This window comes from Polaribacter sp. P097 (assembly GCF_036864555.1).
Classification (GTDB): Bacteria; Bacteroidota; Bacteroidia; order Flavobacteriales; family Flavobacteriaceae; genus Polaribacter.
Window position 1 is genome coordinate 1,486,316 of record NZ_JAZETJ010000001.1, and the last position, 16,366, is coordinate 1,502,681.

The 16,366-nt window shown below is 29.9% G+C and carries 12 protein-coding genes and 1 pseudogene; 6 read left to right on the forward strand and 7 right to left on the reverse strand.

Going from position 1 to position 16,366, the window contains the following annotated elements:
- Window positions 1-61: 61 nt before the first annotated feature.
- The 3 genes from V7R38_RS06835 to V7R38_RS06845 form a co-directional block, all read right to left on the reverse strand.
- Entirely contained in the window at window positions 62-1,069 is a 1,008-nt protein-coding gene (locus V7R38_RS06835) for a helix-turn-helix domain-containing protein (RefSeq protein WP_334056936.1), read from the reverse strand.
- A gap of 222 nt (window positions 1,070-1,291) precedes the next feature.
- Window positions 1,292-1,741, reverse strand: coding sequence for an acyl-CoA thioesterase (locus V7R38_RS06840; protein WP_334056938.1), 450 nt, complete (start codon window positions 1,739-1,741; stop codon window positions 1,292-1,294).
- Between the two features lie 70 nt (window positions 1,742-1,811).
- On the reverse strand, window positions 1,812-3,944 hold the full coding sequence (locus V7R38_RS06845) for a carboxy terminal-processing peptidase (protein WP_334056940.1): 2,133 nt from the start codon (window positions 3,942-3,944) through the stop codon (window positions 1,812-1,814).
- 211 nt (window positions 3,945-4,155) lie between these two features.
- On the opposite strand from V7R38_RS06845, the gene surE reads away from it, so the two are divergent.
- The 5 genes from surE to V7R38_RS06870 all read left to right on the forward strand — a co-directional run bounded on the left by surE (window position 4,156) and on the right by V7R38_RS06870 (window position 8,846).
- A complete protein-coding gene (gene surE, locus V7R38_RS06850; protein ID WP_015481018.1) occupies window positions 4,156-4,926 on the forward strand; it encodes a 5'/3'-nucleotidase SurE in 771 nt (256 codons plus the stop codon).
- Window positions 4,914-5,201 (forward strand): hypothetical protein, encoded by a 288-nt coding sequence (locus tag V7R38_RS06855; RefSeq protein WP_334056942.1) that lies wholly within the window; start codon window positions 4,914-4,916, stop codon window positions 5,199-5,201. Before surE ends, V7R38_RS06855 begins: the two co-directional genes overlap by 13 nt.
- Window positions 5,201-6,319 carry a lipid-A-disaccharide synthase gene (lpxB, locus tag V7R38_RS06860; protein ID WP_334056944.1) on the forward strand — a complete coding sequence of 373 codons (1,119 nt, stop codon included), beginning with the start codon at window positions 5,201-5,203 and terminating at the stop codon, window positions 6,317-6,319. The genes V7R38_RS06855 and lpxB overlap by 1 nt, the downstream gene beginning before the upstream one ends.
- A 38-nt stretch (window positions 6,320-6,357) precedes the next feature.
- The gene (locus V7R38_RS06865) at window positions 6,358-6,795 is read left to right on the forward strand and encodes a C40 family peptidase (RefSeq protein WP_334056947.1); all 438 of its coding nucleotides are present in this window, start codon (window positions 6,358-6,360) and stop codon (window positions 6,793-6,795) included.
- Between the two features lie 74 nt (window positions 6,796-6,869).
- On the forward strand, window positions 6,870-8,846 hold the full coding sequence (locus V7R38_RS06870; protein ID WP_334057128.1) for a ComEC/Rec2 family competence protein: 1,977 nt from the start codon (window positions 6,870-6,872) through the stop codon (window positions 8,844-8,846).
- Here V7R38_RS06870 and V7R38_RS06875 read toward each other — a convergent pair.
- Genes V7R38_RS06875 through V7R38_RS06890 form a run of 4 tightly spaced genes read right to left on the reverse strand, consistent with a single transcriptional unit; the run spans window position 8,843 to window position 14,748 of the window.
- Window positions 8,843-9,367 carry a thioredoxin family protein gene (locus V7R38_RS06875; RefSeq protein ID WP_334056949.1) on the reverse strand — a complete coding sequence of 175 codons (525 nt, stop codon included), beginning with the start codon at window positions 9,365-9,367 and terminating at the stop codon, window positions 8,843-8,845. The genes V7R38_RS06870 and V7R38_RS06875 overlap by 4 nt on opposite strands.
- Before the next feature lie 35 nt (window positions 9,368-9,402).
- Window positions 9,403-10,977 carry a peptide MFS transporter gene (locus V7R38_RS06880; RefSeq protein WP_334056951.1) on the reverse strand — a complete coding sequence of 525 codons (1,575 nt, stop codon included), beginning with the start codon at window positions 10,975-10,977 and terminating at the stop codon, window positions 9,403-9,405.
- A 37-nt stretch (window positions 10,978-11,014) separates the two neighbouring features.
- Window positions 11,015-12,523, reverse strand: coding sequence for a peptide MFS transporter (locus V7R38_RS06885; RefSeq protein WP_334056953.1), 1,509 nt, complete (start codon window positions 12,521-12,523; stop codon window positions 11,015-11,017).
- Window positions 12,524-12,525: 2 nt separating this feature from the next.
- Window positions 12,526-14,748, reverse strand: a complete 2,223-nt coding sequence (locus V7R38_RS06890) for a S9 family peptidase (protein WP_334056955.1) — start codon at window positions 14,746-14,748, stop codon at window positions 12,526-12,528.
- Window positions 14,749-14,890: 142 nt separating this feature from the next.
- Between V7R38_RS06890 and V7R38_RS06895 the strand changes: the two are divergent.
- Window positions 14,891-16,159: pseudogene (locus V7R38_RS06895) on the forward strand (hydroxymethylglutaryl-CoA reductase, degradative); the annotation flags it as partial.
- Between the last annotated feature and the right edge of the window lie 207 nt (window positions 16,160-16,366).

A 16,366-nucleotide genomic window follows, 5' to 3' on the forward strand; every position in this document is an offset into this window, starting at 1 on the left:
GCGCGATTTGGGGGTTTTCTATGCGAATTTATTTTTAGGGGGATTTTTTTATTTTTATGAATTAGGCAGAAATTGCAACTAATCTGTTTTTCTTTTTATATGAACTTGGTGTACAGTTATATTTTTCTTTAAATATTTTAGAAAAATAACTTCTACTACTAAATCCTAAACTGTAAACAATTTCAGAAACACTTAAGTCTGTTGTTGAAATTAACTCTTCAGATTTTTTTAATCTTACAGATTTTACATAATCACAGATGGTTAAACCATGTAATAGTTTAAAACCTTCTTGTAACTTAGCAGCTGTTAAACCAGCTTTCTTCTCTAGTTCAGAAATTTGTAAGTTCGTATCGTAGTAATTTTGAATGTAATCTGATATCTCTTTTACCTGAGCCATTTCATTTTTAGTTAATGAAGCAGATCTTAAATCTGTATTTCTAATGTCTTTATTATGTTGTGCAATTTCTAAAGCCAATACAACGTTTACCAATCCATTAATTAGTAAAGTTCTTACAATACCTTTGTTTTTTACACTATCTATTTGTTTAATAGTTTCTGCAATTTTTAAGTTGTGTGATCCACAATAGAAAAAGTCAGATGTTTTATCTTTAATAAATAAAGTGTTTAATTTATTGTTCGTTTTAGACTCAAATAATGTGTTTACATTAATTAATGTACACTTTACATTTTCGTCTTTTTTAAACGTTAATTCGTTTGTTGTAGATTTAATATTAGAAATAATAGAAGTTTGATATGCTTCAATTTTATGATTTTCGTTTTTGTTTCCAAAATTATGAGAAATAGAACCATCTCCACAATAAGCAAAGGTTACAAATTGTTCTGTTTTATTTTGTAATGTAATTTTTATATCCTCATTACAAGCTAAGTCAAACTCTAAGAAAGTAATTCCGTTTTCTAACTCAATTCCTCTAATAATACCAGAACCAATTTTATTGTTAAGGGTAAATTCAACTTCTCTATATCTTTTTGAAATATCTCCTCCGAATTCAGTTTGTAAAGTTTCGAAGATTGACTTTTTATCCGCTAAATTCAAATGTATAGTTTTCATGTGATATTGATTTTTAAGGTTAGGTTATTGTGTTTCTTAATTACACTGCAAAGTAACAACCGAACTCAAGTTTTTTCATTACACAATTTTTTAGATCTGTTATAAGATTTCAATTTTTGTGTTATATTTTATCAATATTTAGAAGATTTGTTAAGGATTTGGTGGTTTTAGTATTTATTTGATATTAAAATTTTGATTTATAAAAACCTGTTTTTTAACTAATTAAGACTTCTTTTTAAGTGCTATCTCTTCAAAATCATCAGTTTTGTCAGTATTCAAAAATAAATGTTCAGCTTCTTTTGGAGGTATAGTTAGTTTTCTTTTTTGCAAATCTATCCAAGCTCCATATACTTTTATTATAGCAGATAGTTCACCAGCTTCATTAAAAACTTCATGAGTAATTTTCCAACGTTCATTATTTTTTGACAAGCCAGAAAGTTTCATGTTTACAGTTATATTTTCACCTAAATGAATTTCTTTTCTAAAAGAAGTGTATTCTTCGAAAAGAATAGGTCCAATATTATGTTTGGTAAATTCCTCTATCGAAAAGTTTTGAGCAGAGAAATACCTAATTCTTACTTCTGCAGCATATTCATTATAAGCTGTGTGACGCATATGTCTGTTTGGATCAAAATCCGACCATTTTGTGGCAAAGTTTACGTTGTATGTCATAATTGTAAAATTAAAAAACCTGATGTGTTTAAAACACATCAGGCCTATTTATTTCTTATAATATAAAGTCTTAATTTTTAATACTTTCTGATTGCTCTCTAAGTTTCAACTCGCTTAAAACATTTAAAGCTTCAGAAATATACATGTCTTTAGATAAATTTTTGTGCCAAGCAATTCTTTTATCGGCTAAATCTTTATCATTCTTAAAAAGATCTTTTTCATATTTAGGAGAAGTAAAGGTTAAGTTCGATTTATAATCAAAAACCGATTTAAATTTATCAGCTTCTTTTTCCTTTAATTCATTCTCTGCAAAAAAGCGTTTGTAGTTTAGAGAAAAAGAAGTGTCATCTTGATTTTCTTTTAACCATTTTGCATACTCATTAACCATTTTAAAGTTTTCGCTATTTGCAATTCTTTGTTTACTGTTGTATACAACATCATTGAAGTTTGCATATGTATTTGTTTGAGTATACTTTGCTTGTGGAACTTTGTCCCAATTTAAAGCGCCATCCAAATCACGTTCGCCATATTTCATGTAGCTCAATCTACTTGGCATAGCAATATCTGAATAAACACCTTCTTTCTGTGTAGATCCACCATTAACTCTATAAAATTTTTGAATGGTCATTTTTAAGTACCCTAAATCTTTTTCGTATTTAGGATAAAACTGATTGATAGGTAATATATTTTGTACAGTACCTTTTCCATAAGTTTGGTTACCTCCTAAAATAACACCTCTTTTATAATCTTGCATTGCAGCTGCAAAAATTTCTGAGGCTGATGCAGAAAATTCGTTTACTAAAACAACTACAGCTCCATCCCATTGAACAGTTGGGTCTATATCTTCTTTAACGATAGGATTTTCTCCTCTGTATTTTACTTGAACAATAGGTCCCTTATCAATGAATAAACCAGAAATTTCTATGGCTGTCTTTAAAGAACCACCACCATTGTTTCTTAAATCTACAATTAAACCAGAAACACCTTCGGCTTTTAAACGCTCAATTTCTTTTTCCATGTCTTTTGCAGAATCTCTATAGTTATTATCAGAAAAGTCGATGTAAAAACTTGGTAAATCTATAATTGCATATTTCTTGCCATTTTTTTCTACAATACTAGATTTTACAAAAGTTTCGTCTAATTGCACAACATCTCTAATTATAGAAATAACTTGAATAGAACCATCAATTTTTTTCTTTACTGTTAGTTGTACTTCTGTACCTTTTTTACCTTTTATAAATTTAATGGCATCGTCTAAACGCATACCAACTATATCTAAAGGTTCTTCATCTCCTTGTGCAACTTTTAAAATAATATCTCCAGGCTCTAAATCTCCTTGTTTAGATGCTGGGCCACCTGCAACCAATTCAGATACATGTGTGTAAATTCCTTTTTTCTGTAAACGAGCTCCTATACCTTCTAGTTTTCCAGAGATATTTTGGTCAAAACGTTCTTTAATATCTGGATCCATGTAAGTTGTATGAGGATCAAAAGCGCCAACTACAGAATTTAAGAAAGTAGAAAACCAATCATCGTTTTCTAGTTCTTCTATTCTTATGTAAAGCTCTTCCATATTTTTTAGAACTTCTGCTCTCGCTTCTTTTTCTAAAGTTTTAAAAGATTTTACAGGAAAGTTTTTATCCTTTTCTAATTTGTTTTTTTGAATTGCAGTTTGTTCTTGAATTCTGCTTAATGTTTGTAACTTTAATTGCTTTCTCCAATAATCAATTAATTCATTATCATTTTTTGCAAAAGGTAAATTCTTGTAATCTAAATCTATGGTTTCGTTTTTATCAAAATTAAATGGCTGAGCCAATAAATCTTCATAATATGATTTTGCATTTTTAATTTTTTCTAAAAATCTACCATATACCAATTTGTAAAACGTTAAATCATCTCTTAAAAGCTGATTGTCTATTTGATATTTATATTTAGAAAATTCTTTGATGTCTTTTTGCGTAAAGTAACGTTTGCTGCTGTCTAATCCTTCTAAAAAGCTATTGTAAACATGCTCTGAAAAATCATCATTCATTTCTTTAACTACAAAATGGCCACGTGTTAAAATATTCTTTAAAACATATACTAGAACTTTATCTTTCTCAGGATCATTTGTAGCATTGATCTCTGCTGAGTTGGTAGAGAAAGTATTAAATAGTAATAAAAATGCTAAAAGGGTAGTGCTAATTTTAATTTTCGTCTTCATAAATCTTCTGTCGTTATTTGTCTCTAATAATTACTTGGTACTATTTGCTAATCTACTAAAATAATGCCAAATTTTTTATCTGTAGGTTTACTTATTGATAATCAACCTAAAGCTATACAATGTTACCAATTTTGGGCCATTTTTATTCTTTACAAAATGTTAAAAAGAAAATAACTTAAAATAAATTACATTTGTATTAAAAACGATAAGAATGCAAGAGAAACCTTTAATTTTAGTAACAAATGATGATGGAATTACGGCTCCTGGAATAAGAGCTTTAATTAAAATTATGAATAAAATTGGAGAGGTAGTTGTTGTGGCTCCTGATAGTCCACAAAGTGGTATGGGGCACGCAATTACTGTAGACAATGTGTTAACTTGTAATCCTATTACAATTGATGATGGCCCTCAATTAGAATATACTTGTTCTGGAACTCCAGCAGATTGTGTAAAAATGGCCATCAGTGAAATTTTAAATAAAAAGCCAGATTTATGTGTTTCAGGTATAAACCATGGAGCAAATTCATCGATAAACGTTATTTATTCTGGTACTATGAGTGCTGCAATTGAGGCAGGTATAGAAGGTGTACCAGCTATTGGTTTTTCTTTGCTAGATTTTAAATGGCATGCAGATTTTAAGCCAGCAGAAGATTTTGTTAAAAACATTACCTTAAACACTTTGTTAAATGGTTTGCCTGAAGGTGTAGTTTTAAATGTAAACATTCCAAATTTAAAGAAGGAAGAAATAAAAGGTACCAAGATTTGTAGGCAAGCTATGGGTGTTTGGAAAGAGGATTTTGATAAACGAAAAAGCCCATTTGGTAAAGAATATTACTGGCTTTCTGGAGAGTTTGTCAATAGAGATAAAGGTCAAGATACAGATGTTTATGCTTTAGAAAATGGTTACATATCTATTGTGCCTGTTCAGTTCGATTTAACTGCACATCATATGATTCAAAAATTAAACTCTTGGGAACTGTAAAAAAAGAAATTCTTATTGGTGTTTTAGTTGCCTTAGCAGCTACAGCTGCAGGATGTTATTTATATATTGAATATTTTTCTAAAGTGGGTTTTTCAGAAACTTTACAGTTAATAGAAGAAGGTGATTTGTATGGTAAAATATTGTCTATTGCTGCTATTCCTAATCTGTTTGTTTTCTTTATTTTCATAAAAAAAAATCAAGATAATAGAGCAAAAGGTGTTTTATTAACTTGTATTCTAATTGCATTATTTACCCTAATTCTAAAGTTCGTATAATGAAATACTACATTATTGCAGGTGAAGCTTCAGGAGATTTGCATGGTTCTAATTTAATGAAAGCCATTTACAAAGAAGATGCAGGTGCAGATATTCGTTTTTGGGGTGGAGATTTAATGCAAAAAGCAGGAGGTTTTTTAGTAAGCCATTATAAAGAGAGAGCTTTTATGGGCTTTTTCGAGGTTTTAAAGAATTTAAATAAGGTATTAGTATTTATAGAATTTTGTAAAAAGGACATTGAAAAATTTCAACCAGATGTAATTGTTTTTATAGACAATTCTGGTTTTAATTTAAGAATTGCAAAATGGGCAAAGAAAAAAGGTTTCTTAACCAATTATTATATTTCTCCACAAGTTTGGGCTAGTAGAGCAACAAGAGTAAAAAGTATAAAGAGAGATGTAGACAATATGTTTGTTATACTACCTTTCGAAAAAGATTTTTATGAGAAATTTGATTATGAAGTTATCTTTGTTGGGCACCCACTAATTGATGCAATTGCAGGCAGAAAACAAGTAAGTGAGTCCGAATTTAGAAAAGAACATAATTTAGGAGATAAACCCATCATTGCCTTATTGCCTGGAAGTAGAAAGCAAGAAATTACTAAAAAACTAAATGTAATGCTTTCTTTAGTAGATGACTTTAAAGCATATACTTTTGTTATTGCAGGTGCTCCTAGCCAAGATTTTTCCTTTTATAAAAATATTATTGGTTCTAGAGAAGTTCGTTTTATAGATAATAAAACCTATGATTTATTAAGTGTTTCTTATGCAGCATTGGTAGCTTCTGGTACAGCAACTTTAGAAACAGCTCTTTTTAAAGTGCCACAAGTAGTTTGTTATAAGGGTGGTTTTATTTCTTATCAAATTGCAAAAAGAATTATCACTTTAAAATACATTTCTTTAGTTAATTTAATAATGGATAGAGAAGTGGTGAAAGAGCTAATTCAAAATGATTTAACAAAATCTAATTTAAAAAAGGAATTAACGAAGGTTCTAGATGAGCAGCATCGTGAACAAATGTTTCTAGATTATTTTGACTTAGAAAAAAAATTAGGAGGTAAAGGTGCATCAGCCAAAACCGCTAAATTAATTGTAGAAAATATAAAAGCCAAATCTTGATTAAAAAGCTAACTTTTTCTTTTTTATTACTACTAATTTTGAGCAGCTGTTCTTCTTCGAAAAGTACAGTTAGCGCAACTAAGAATAAAGGAAAAAAGGCAGATAGAGTTGTAGCAAACGCTTTAAAATATAAAGGGGTTAAATATAAATTTGGGGGTACTACTAAAAAAGGTATGGATTGCTCAGGAATTGTATTTGTGGCTTTTGGTAAAGAGAATATAAAATTACCACGTGTTTCTAAAAACATGGCAAAAACTGGTAAAAAAGTAGCTTTAAAGAAAGCCAAAAAAGGTGATTTGATTTTCTTTAAAACGCGTAAAAACTATAAAAATATTAATCATGTTGGCCTTATTGTTTCTGCAAAAAAGGGTCAAATACAATTTATACATTCTACGTCTTCTAGAGGTGTAATTGTTTCTTCTTTATCTCAAAAATATTGGAGAAAAGCATTCGTAAAAATCAATAGAATACTTTAAAACTTTTTATTAAAAATTAGTATCTTTAAATCGCTATGAAAAAGGTACTTACCTATTTACCCTTGCATTTTGCTATGCAAGTTATTTTAGGAATCCTTTGCCAATTTTATTTTAGTATTTGGCAATTTGGTTTTCTAAAAATCGGATTTTTATTTCTTGTGCTTTTGCTTTTATTATTAATGAAGCAAAAGGTTTTGCGAACGCTTGTAAGTTTTTTATTGTTCTATTTTATTGGTGTGTCATTAGTTTATTTGAACAATGATTTAAACTACAGCAATCATTACAGTAAACAGGTTAATTATCAAAAACTTTCTTTTTTTAAAATAACTAAAGTTCTAAAACCAAACGATTATTATCATAAATACGAAGCAAAGGTTATTAAAAATGATACGAGTGTAACTTGTGGCAAAGTTCTACTGAATATTGCAAAGAACCATACTTTAATAGAACATTCAATTGATGATATTTTAATAGGGAAACCAGAGTTTCAAGAGGTTTATAAGCCATCAAATCCTTATCAATTTAATTACAAAAAGTATCTTATTAAACAAGGCATTTATCAACAAGTATATTTAAATGAAAATGAATATTTAGTTCAAAAAGGTACACACAATACCTTGATTGGTTATTCAGATCAATTCAGAAATAGGGTTGATGTCGCTTTAAAAAAGTACAATTTTAAACCTGATGAATTGGCTGTAATTAATGCGCTACTTTTAGGTAAAAGAGTTCATGTTTCTAAAGAATTATTAGAAGATTATGCAAATGCAGGCGCAATTCACATCTTAGCAGTTTCTGGTTTGCATGTAGGTATAATTCTACTCATTCTAAGTATTCTTTTAAAACCTTTAGAACAATTAAAAAAGGGTAAAATTTTAAAAACTGTTTTAATTGTAATTTTTCTTTGGATGTTTGCTTTTATTGCAGGGCTTTCAGCTAGCGTTGTTAGAGCAGTTACTATGTTTACTTTTTTAGCAATAGGGATGTTCTTTAATAGAAAAAACATTGTTTTATTCTCTTTAATTTCATCGCTGTTTTTCTTATTGATTTTTAAACCCATGTTTTTGTTTGATGTCGGGTTTCAAATGAGTTATTTGGCTGTTTTTGGTATTGTAATTCTACAACCCAAGTTTTATAAATTATGGCAGCCTAAAAATATTTTATTTGATAAATTATGGCAACTAACCACTGTTTCTTTAGCCGCACAAATAGGGGTGTTGCCTTTAAGTTTATTTTACTTTCATCAATTTCCAGGTTTATTCATTTTATCAAATTTGATTATTGTACCTTTTTTGGGCTTGATTCTAATAGGCGGAATTCTTATTATTTTACTGGCATTATTGAATATTTTACCTCAATTCTTGGCAGATGTTTATGGTTTAATAATTTCGTTGATGAACAACTTTGTAAGTTGGATTTCTAAGCAAGAAGATTTTCTATTCACAGAAATATCACTTTCATTTAAAGCGATGCTCTCTATTTATTTAGTGATTGCTTTTGGTATTTATTTCTTTACAAATCGAAAAGCAAAATCATTAGTGTACTTTTTATTTTCTGTTTTAATATTACAAGGATTGGTTTTGTTTGAAAATTATCAAACAGAAAACAAAGAAGAATTTATTATTTTTCATAAGTCTAGAAATTCCATTTTTGGCGAAAGAAATGGCACTGCCTTCACAATTCATCATGACTTAGATCCAGTGAAAGTAAAATTAGCAAATGCAATAAAATCTTATAAAATTAATGAGGATATAGACGTTAAATATCAAAACGATATTTCAAATATTTATCAATTTAAACATCAGAAAATTTTAGTAATTGATAGTTTAGGCGTGTTTGATTTAGACGGTTTTAAGAATCAAATTGTACTATTGAAACAATCTCCTAAAATTAATTTAAAACGTCTTATAAAAAAGTTAGAACCAAAGCAAATTGTGGCAGATGGTTCTAATTATAAAAGTTTTGTGCAAAGATGGAAAACTACTTCAAAAGAACTGAAGATCCCTTTTCATGATACTTCTAGGAATGGCGCTTTTATTCTAAAAAATTAACGTTTTAAATTGCTCTTGAAGTCCTTTTCGAAATCTGCCCATTCTTGATCTTTATATGCCTCAGTATTAAAATAGGCTAATATTTTCTCAAACCTTTCTACAGTTAAATAGCCAGGAATTTTTTGAAGCATTTGCTCTTTTTCTGTCATGAAAATTGTGGTTGGGTAAGATAGTTGACCTTCCGTCAAAGCAGCAGATAATTCATGAAATTTAGATCTACCTTTACCTTTCAATTTAAAAGTATATCCTTTGTAATTAATATCCTCTTTACCTTCACCATCTAACTTAATAGCGTAGAAATTCTTATTAATGTAGTTTGCAATTGTAGCATTGGCATAAGTTTCTTTGTCCATTTTTTTACAGTAACTACACCAATCTGTATAGATATCTATCAAAATTAGTTTTGGATTTTCTTTGTTTAATTCTATAGCCTTTTCAAAAGACAACCAATTAATTTTTTCTTGAGCATTGCTAGTAAAACTAACAAATGTAAAAACGATTAAAACAAGTAATTTTTTCATAATTATTTATTTGCAAATGATGTGCCAAAGATTCATTAGCGAATTCCATGCATCAATTTTTTAATTAAAGGATTTAACACTAAAAATATTAAACCAACTACTGCAGGAATTATTGTAAAAATAAGAAAGAAATAAGACATAGAATATTTCTCTACAATTGGGTCTATATAGCTACCAGTTTTTGCAGCTAAGAAATTACCAACTGCATTTACTAGATACCAAATACCAAACATCATACCTATTTTCTTAGCAGGCACTAGTTTTGATACATAAGATAAACCTACAGGAGAAATACAAAGTTCACCCATTGTATGAAATAAATAAGCCAATACAAGCCATATTAAACTTACAGATGCTGTTTTTGCTCCTTGTGGAATATCACTAGAGCCATAAGCTAAAGCTCCAAAACCAATACCTAGTAAAATCATACCAATTCCGAATTTTACGGCTGCAGAAGGGTTGAATTTACTTTCCCACCATTTAGAAAATAACGGAGCTAAAAATATAATAAAAAGTGAGTTTAAAATTAAAAACCAAGAAGCTTCAATTTCTGTTGTTTCTGATGAAAATATGATGGAAAGTTTCCATATAACAAACCCCCAAATACTTAGAAAACTTATTCCTAAAACGATATTTGAAAGTGATATTTGTTTAAAGGTTTGTCCGAATAATTTTAGTAACACCCAAGAAATTATTAAAAGTGGAACTGTGGATACTAAAACATCTACTATTTTAAAAGTTAGAGCAGCATTACCACTTAAAGCTCTTTGGGTATAATCTCTAGCAAAAATATTCATAGAACCACTTGCTTGTTCAAATGCCCACCAGAAAAATACAGTAAAAAAAGCCAAAAGCCCAACTACAATATACCTATCATTTTGGATTTTTCTATTGGTTGTAGCTTCTTGAACTTCAGCATCAACTAAAATTGCATTTTTTGGATCTACTTCTTTTGTTAAATCTACTTTCTTAGTATTTTTATTAGGCGCTTTACCAACATTTTCAAAGATGTTTCTACCAAACCAAAATTGTAAAGTTCCTAAAAACATGAAGATTCCTGCCAAACCAAATCCCCAAGAGTAACTTAAATTATTAGCTAAAAATCCACATAGAAGCACACCTAAAAATCCACCTGCATTAACACCCATATAAAATATAGTAAATGCACCATCTTTTCTTTCAGGATATTTGTCATACAAACCACTAACCATAGAAGTTACATTCGGTTTGAAAAGACCATTACCAATTATTAAAAAAGCAATACCTAAATATAGTGTGGTTTCTGTTTCTAAAGCCATAGAAGCATGCCCCAGAGTCATTACTAACGCACCAAGAGCTACCGCTTTTTGATAACCCAATAATTTATCAGCAATAATACCACCAATTAAAGGAGTAATATATACTGAACTGGTATAGATTGCTAAAAGGCCTAATGCTCTTTCTCTAGACCATTCCCAGCCACCATCAGCAAAAGAATCTGTTAAGAATAAAACGAAAATGGCACGCATTCCATAGTATGAAAAACGTTCCCACATTTCTGTAAAGAACAACACAAATAGTGCTGGTTTATGATTTAGTAAAGAAAACTCTTTGGTTGATATTGTACTCATAAATTTTTAGTTTATGAGGTTTGTATATAATTTTTAATTAGTGAACGTTACCTAATAATTTTTTCATTAAAGGTGAGAATAGCAATACAATTGCACCTGCACCTAAGGCATACATAGCTATTAAATGAAATCCGTCTGTATAGATTGTTAAGGTCTCTAAGCCTCCAACATTTTTGTCTGTACTTTCTATGGCCAATTGCTCACCAATAAATCCTACAATTTGAAATGCAAAAGCAGATGATAAAAACCAAACTCCCATCATAAACGCAACTATATTTTTTGGAGATAAATCCGTAATTTTAGATAAGCCAACTGGAGACATAAATAACTCTCCAATAGATAATATAAAATACATAACTAAAAGATATACAAATGGTACTAAACCATTTTCATCTGCACTTGCTCCAGAGATAGAAAGTATGTAAAAACATAAACCAGCAAAAAGTAACCCTAATCCAAACTTATAAGGTGTTCTTGGGTTTAAACCTCTTTTTGCTAAATATCCCCAAAGTAAAGAGATTGGAATTGCTAAAACAATAATAAACATTGAATTTAATGCGTTTGTTTGTGCTGCACTCATAATACCTGCTAAATCTACGTTTCTAGAGGCAAAAAGCGTAATTACACTCCCCGATAATTCATGGAAACCCCAAAATAAAGTCATAAAAAATGTAATTAAAACTGCCATGATAAGTTTTTTACGAGCGTCTGAATCTAATTTAACCATGATATAGACTAAATAAGCTAAAACCGCAAAACCAATAAATTTAAAGATTCCACTTACATAATTTTGTTGCCAAGAGGCAAGTAAATAAGCTATTACTGGTACAAATAAAAAGGCAATAATTGGGATTAAAGTTTTTTGAGGAACTCCAATTATTTTCTTCTCATAGATTTCTTGGCTTGGTGGCATTCCTTTATCGCCAAAAACATTCTTTTTTATTCCACTCCAAAAGAAGATTAAACCAGCCATCATTCCAATACCAGCTAAACCAAAACCATAGTGATAGCCATATTCTAAAGCTAACCAACCACACAGTAATGGAGCCACAAAGCCACCAATATTAATACCCATATAGAAAATGGTAAATCCAGAGTCTTTTCTAACATCTCCCTCTTTATAAAGAGCACCCACAAAAGTGGATATGTTTGGTTTAAAAAAACCATTACCTACTACAATTAAAGCTAGTGCTAAAAAGAAAGCAGTATCATTTTCAACTGCCAATACAAAATGACCAAGAGCCATAAGTATTCCTCCAAGAAAAATAGAAGAACGCATTCCTAAAATTTTATCAGAAATTTGACCTCCAATAACAGTTGATGCATATACTAAAGAACCATAAGATGCATATACGATTGCAGTTGCTGTATCTCTTTCTGCAATGGCTTTAAAAATTTCATTTACCATATAAAGCGTTAATAACGCTCTCATACCATAGAAACTAAAACGCTCCCATAATTCTGCAAAGAATAAATAGAACAATCCTTTTGGATGTCCAAACATTTCTGGTTCTGCTGTAGTTGTGCTAACTCCTTTATCTAACATAATTATCCTTTTACTTTAGTTGTTTTGTTTGCTTTTTCTATTAAATGTTCTTCTACAAAATTGGTCATTTTTGTGTATAAATTCAATCTTGTATTTGCGCCTTTATAAATTCCATGGGTTCTATCTGGAACAATAAACATATCAAATTGTTTATTGGCTTCAATAAGGGCGTTAATCATTCTCATTGAATTTTGTACGTGTACATTATCATCTCCTGTTCCATGAACTAATAAATAATTTCCTTCTAATTTATCTGCATAGTTGATAGGTGAGTTTTCATCATAACCACTTGCATTTTCTTGAGGTGTTTGCATATAACGTTCTGTATAAACAGTATCGTAAAAACGCCAAGAAGTTACTGGTGCAACTGCGATTGCTGTAGAAAAAATATCACTACCTTTTAACAGCGCATTTGTACTCATAAAGCCACCAAAAGACCATCCCCAAATACCAATATTATCTTCATCAATATAAGAGCGTTCTGCAAGTTTTTTAGCAGCAGCTATTTGGTCTTCAACTTCAAATTTACCCAATTCTTTTTGTGTTACTTTCTTAAAGTCTGCACCTTTTAAACCTGTTCCTCTACCATCAATACAAACTACAATCATACCTTTTTGAGCAAGCATATTGTGCCAGTAGTCATTGGTTCCATTCCATCTATTACCTACTTGCTGAGAACCAGGACCTGAGTATTGAAACATTAACATTGGGTATGCTTTGTTCTCATCAAAATCAACAGGTTTTATCATCCACATATTTAAGTCATTACCATTAATGTTAATGGTAGAAAATTCTTTAGGACTCATTTTATATTCTGCCAATTCTTCTTTAAGTTCAGCATTGTCTTTTACCACTTTTAGCATTTCTCCTTCAGCATAATACAAACTGTAAATAGGTGGAATTTCTGATGTAGAAAATGTATTTATAAAATAGTTTAAGTTAGTACTAAAGGCAGCCGAGTTTTGACCATCCTTATTACTAAGCAACTTTTTGTTTTTACCATCTAAACCAATAGAGTATACACCTCTATTTATAGAACCATTTTCTACAGATTGGTAATAAATTGTTTTTTTAGTTGGATTAAAGCCATAGTAGTTGGTTACTTCCCAATCTCCTTTTGTAATTTGGTTGATAAGATTACCATTAAAATCATAATGATAAATATGATTAAAACCATCTCTTTCGCTTGTCCAGATAAAAGAATTATCTGTTAAGAACGTAAGATTGTCTGTAATGTCTATATACGCTTTATCAGTTTCATTTAACAATACTGTAGATGAACTTCTTAAAGCATTTACCTTGTGTAATTTTAAATTATTTTGATAACGATTTAAGGTAGTTGCCACTAAAATAGCATCGTTATTAGACCATTTAATTCTTGGGATGTATTCATAATCACCTAGACTAATTTTCTTTGTAGTCTTATTTGCTAGAGTATACATATGTAAAGTAACATCTGCATTTTTCTCACCTGCTTTAGGGTATTTAAATACTTGCTGATTTGGATAAAGAGCATCACCAACAATATCCATAGAAAAAGTAGGTACATCAGATTCGTCGAATCTTAAAAAAGCTAAATATCTACTGTTTTTACTCCATTCAAAAGCTCTTACAAAGCCAAATTCTTCTTCGTAAACCCAGTCTGTAATTCCGTTTATAACACTATTTTTCTTGCCATCTTTCGTAACTTGTATTAACGCATTTCTAGAAAAATCTTTAATGTAAATGTTATTGTCTTTAGCATAAGCTACCTTTTTATTATCAGGAGAAAACAACGGCTCTTGAATGTCTTTCCCTATTAAAGAAAGTTTTTTAGAAGCTACATCATAGGCATAAAATGTACCACTATAAGAACGTCTGTATATTTTTTTAAACTGAGTACCTAGTATTAATTTAGTTTCATCAGCATTAAATTTATAAGATGAAAAACCATCTAAATCTTTCAAATCTGCACTACTTACAATAGTTTCTACCTTTTCTAAAGTGCTGTAACTATATTTGTCTACAGTTGTATTACCTTCTTCATCTCTGTTTAGCAAAGAATAAAAATCACCATTCATAGAATTAAGTGCATTCATTCTTTCTGTAGAAAAAGTACCATCCCAAATTTCTTCGAGAGTAATTTCTTTAGTGCCAGTAGAAGTGTTATTTGAGGTTTCAGAACTAGTATTTGTACAACCTATTATAGAAAGTAGTAAGGTTGCTAAAATGATAGATTTTTTCATTTAGACTTTGTTTTTGATAAAAGTTTGCCAAGTTTACGGAAAAATCAGCAAAAAATATCCTAAAAAATCAGAAATCTTGATTATTCTACATTGTTTTCTAAGATTGATTTATATTTGTTGAACATAGTTTATATCTGCATAAATGAGCAAAATTATATCTGGTTTTTCCAAACTAACCAAAGAAGAAAAAATTGATTGGTTAACAGAAAATTACTTTCAAAATCAATCTGAATCCATTGCAATTATTAAGCAATATTGGAATGCAAATAAAAACCTTCAAGAATTACATGATGATTTTATAGAAAATACAATTTCTAACTTTTACATGCCTTTTGGAGTTGCACCAAATTTTGTTATTAATGATAGAACTTATGTAATACCAATGGTGGTAGAAGAGAGTTCTGTAGTTGCTGCAGCCTCTAAAGTTGCTAAATTTTGGAGTACAAGAGGAGGTTTTAAAACCAAGGTTTTAGGAACCACTAAAATAGGCCAAGTACACTTTATGTATGCAGGTAAAAAAGAGGAGCTTCATAATTATTTTAACAAAAACAAGACAGAGCTATATGCTGCTACAGCTTCCATAACAAAGAATATGGAAAAAAGAGGTGGAGGTATTTTAGATATTTCTTTGGTTGATAAAACAGACAAGCTAGCCAATTATTATCAATTGCATGTTACTTTCGAAACTAAAGATTCAATGGGTGCAAACTTCATTAATTCTTGTTTAGAGGCAATTGCTAAGAAATTTGAAAATGAGGATATAGAAATTGTCATGAGTATTCTGTCTAATTACGTTCCTGAATGTTTAGTTAGGGCAGAAGTAAGCTGTAAAATTGAAGATTTAGGAGGAGAGAATCCTCAGAAATTTGCCGAAAAATTTAAACAAGCAGTAGAAATTGCAGAAATAGAACCTTACAGAGCAGTTACGCATAACAAGGGTATAATGAATGGAGTAGATGCTGTTGTATTAGCAACTGGTAATGATTTTAGAGCTGTAGAGGCTGGTGCACATGCCTATGCTTCTAGAAAAGGCTCTTATTCAAGCTTATCTCATTGCACAATAGATGATGGTATTTTTAAGTTTTGGATAGAAATTCCATTGGCTTTAGGTACTGTAGGTGGTTTAACAGCCTTACATCCAATGGCTAGATTATCACTAGAAATGTTGCAAAAACCATCTGCAAGAGTCTTAATGCAAATTATGGCTGCAGCAGGTTTAGCACAAAATTATGCAGCTTTAAGAGCGTTAACTACCAAAGGTATTCAACATGGTCATATGAAAATGCATTTGCAAAATATATTGAATCAATTTGATGCTACAGAAGATGAGAAAAAGGCTGTAGAAAAGTATTTTGAAGAAAGAACAGTATCACACTCTGCAGTAGTCGAAAAAATAAAAGCACTTAGAAAGCCAAAAGTGAATTGGGTAAATTTCTTAAATTTTGATGATGTTAGAAGTAAATTATTAAACTTAAAAGAAGATACAAAACCTGTATTTGGCCAAATGAATGCGCAACAAATGATTGAGCATTTAAGTTCAGTAACCCAAATTGCAAATGGTAACTGGAACGTTGATGTTTTTGTTTCTGATGAAAAAAGTGCAAGAAGAAAACCATTT

Excerpts from the sequence above, each read along its gene's own strand:
- V7R38_RS06835 (WP_334056936.1), bottom strand. The coding sequence starts at position 1,069 with ATGAAAACTATACATTTGAATTTAGCGGATAAAAAGTCAATCTTCGAA.
- V7R38_RS06840 (WP_334056938.1), bottom strand. The coding sequence starts at position 1,741 with ATGACATACAACGTAAACTTTGCCACAAAATGGTCGGATTTTGATCCA.
- V7R38_RS06845 (WP_334056940.1), bottom strand. The coding sequence starts at position 3,944 with ATGAAGACGAAAATTAAAATTAGCACTACCCTTTTAGCATTTTTATTA.
- surE (WP_015481018.1), top strand. The coding sequence starts at position 4,156 with ATGCAAGAGAAACCTTTAATTTTAGTAACAAATGATGATGGAATTACG.
- lpxB (WP_334056944.1), top strand. The coding sequence starts at position 5,201 with ATGAAATACTACATTATTGCAGGTGAAGCTTCAGGAGATTTGCATGGT.
- V7R38_RS06870 (WP_334057128.1), top strand. The coding sequence starts at position 6,870 with ATGCAAGTTATTTTAGGAATCCTTTGCCAATTTTATTTTAGTATTTGG.
- V7R38_RS06875 (WP_334056949.1), bottom strand. The coding sequence starts at position 9,367 with ATGAAAAAATTACTTGTTTTAATCGTTTTTACATTTGTTAGTTTTACT.
- V7R38_RS06880 (WP_334056951.1), bottom strand. The coding sequence starts at position 10,977 with ATGAGTACAATATCAACCAAAGAGTTTTCTTTACTAAATCATAAACCA.
- V7R38_RS06885 (WP_334056953.1), bottom strand. The coding sequence starts at position 12,523 with ATGTTAGATAAAGGAGTTAGCACAACTACAGCAGAACCAGAAATGTTT.
- V7R38_RS06890 (WP_334056955.1), bottom strand. The coding sequence starts at position 14,748 with ATGAAAAAATCTATCATTTTAGCAACCTTACTACTTTCTATAATAGGT.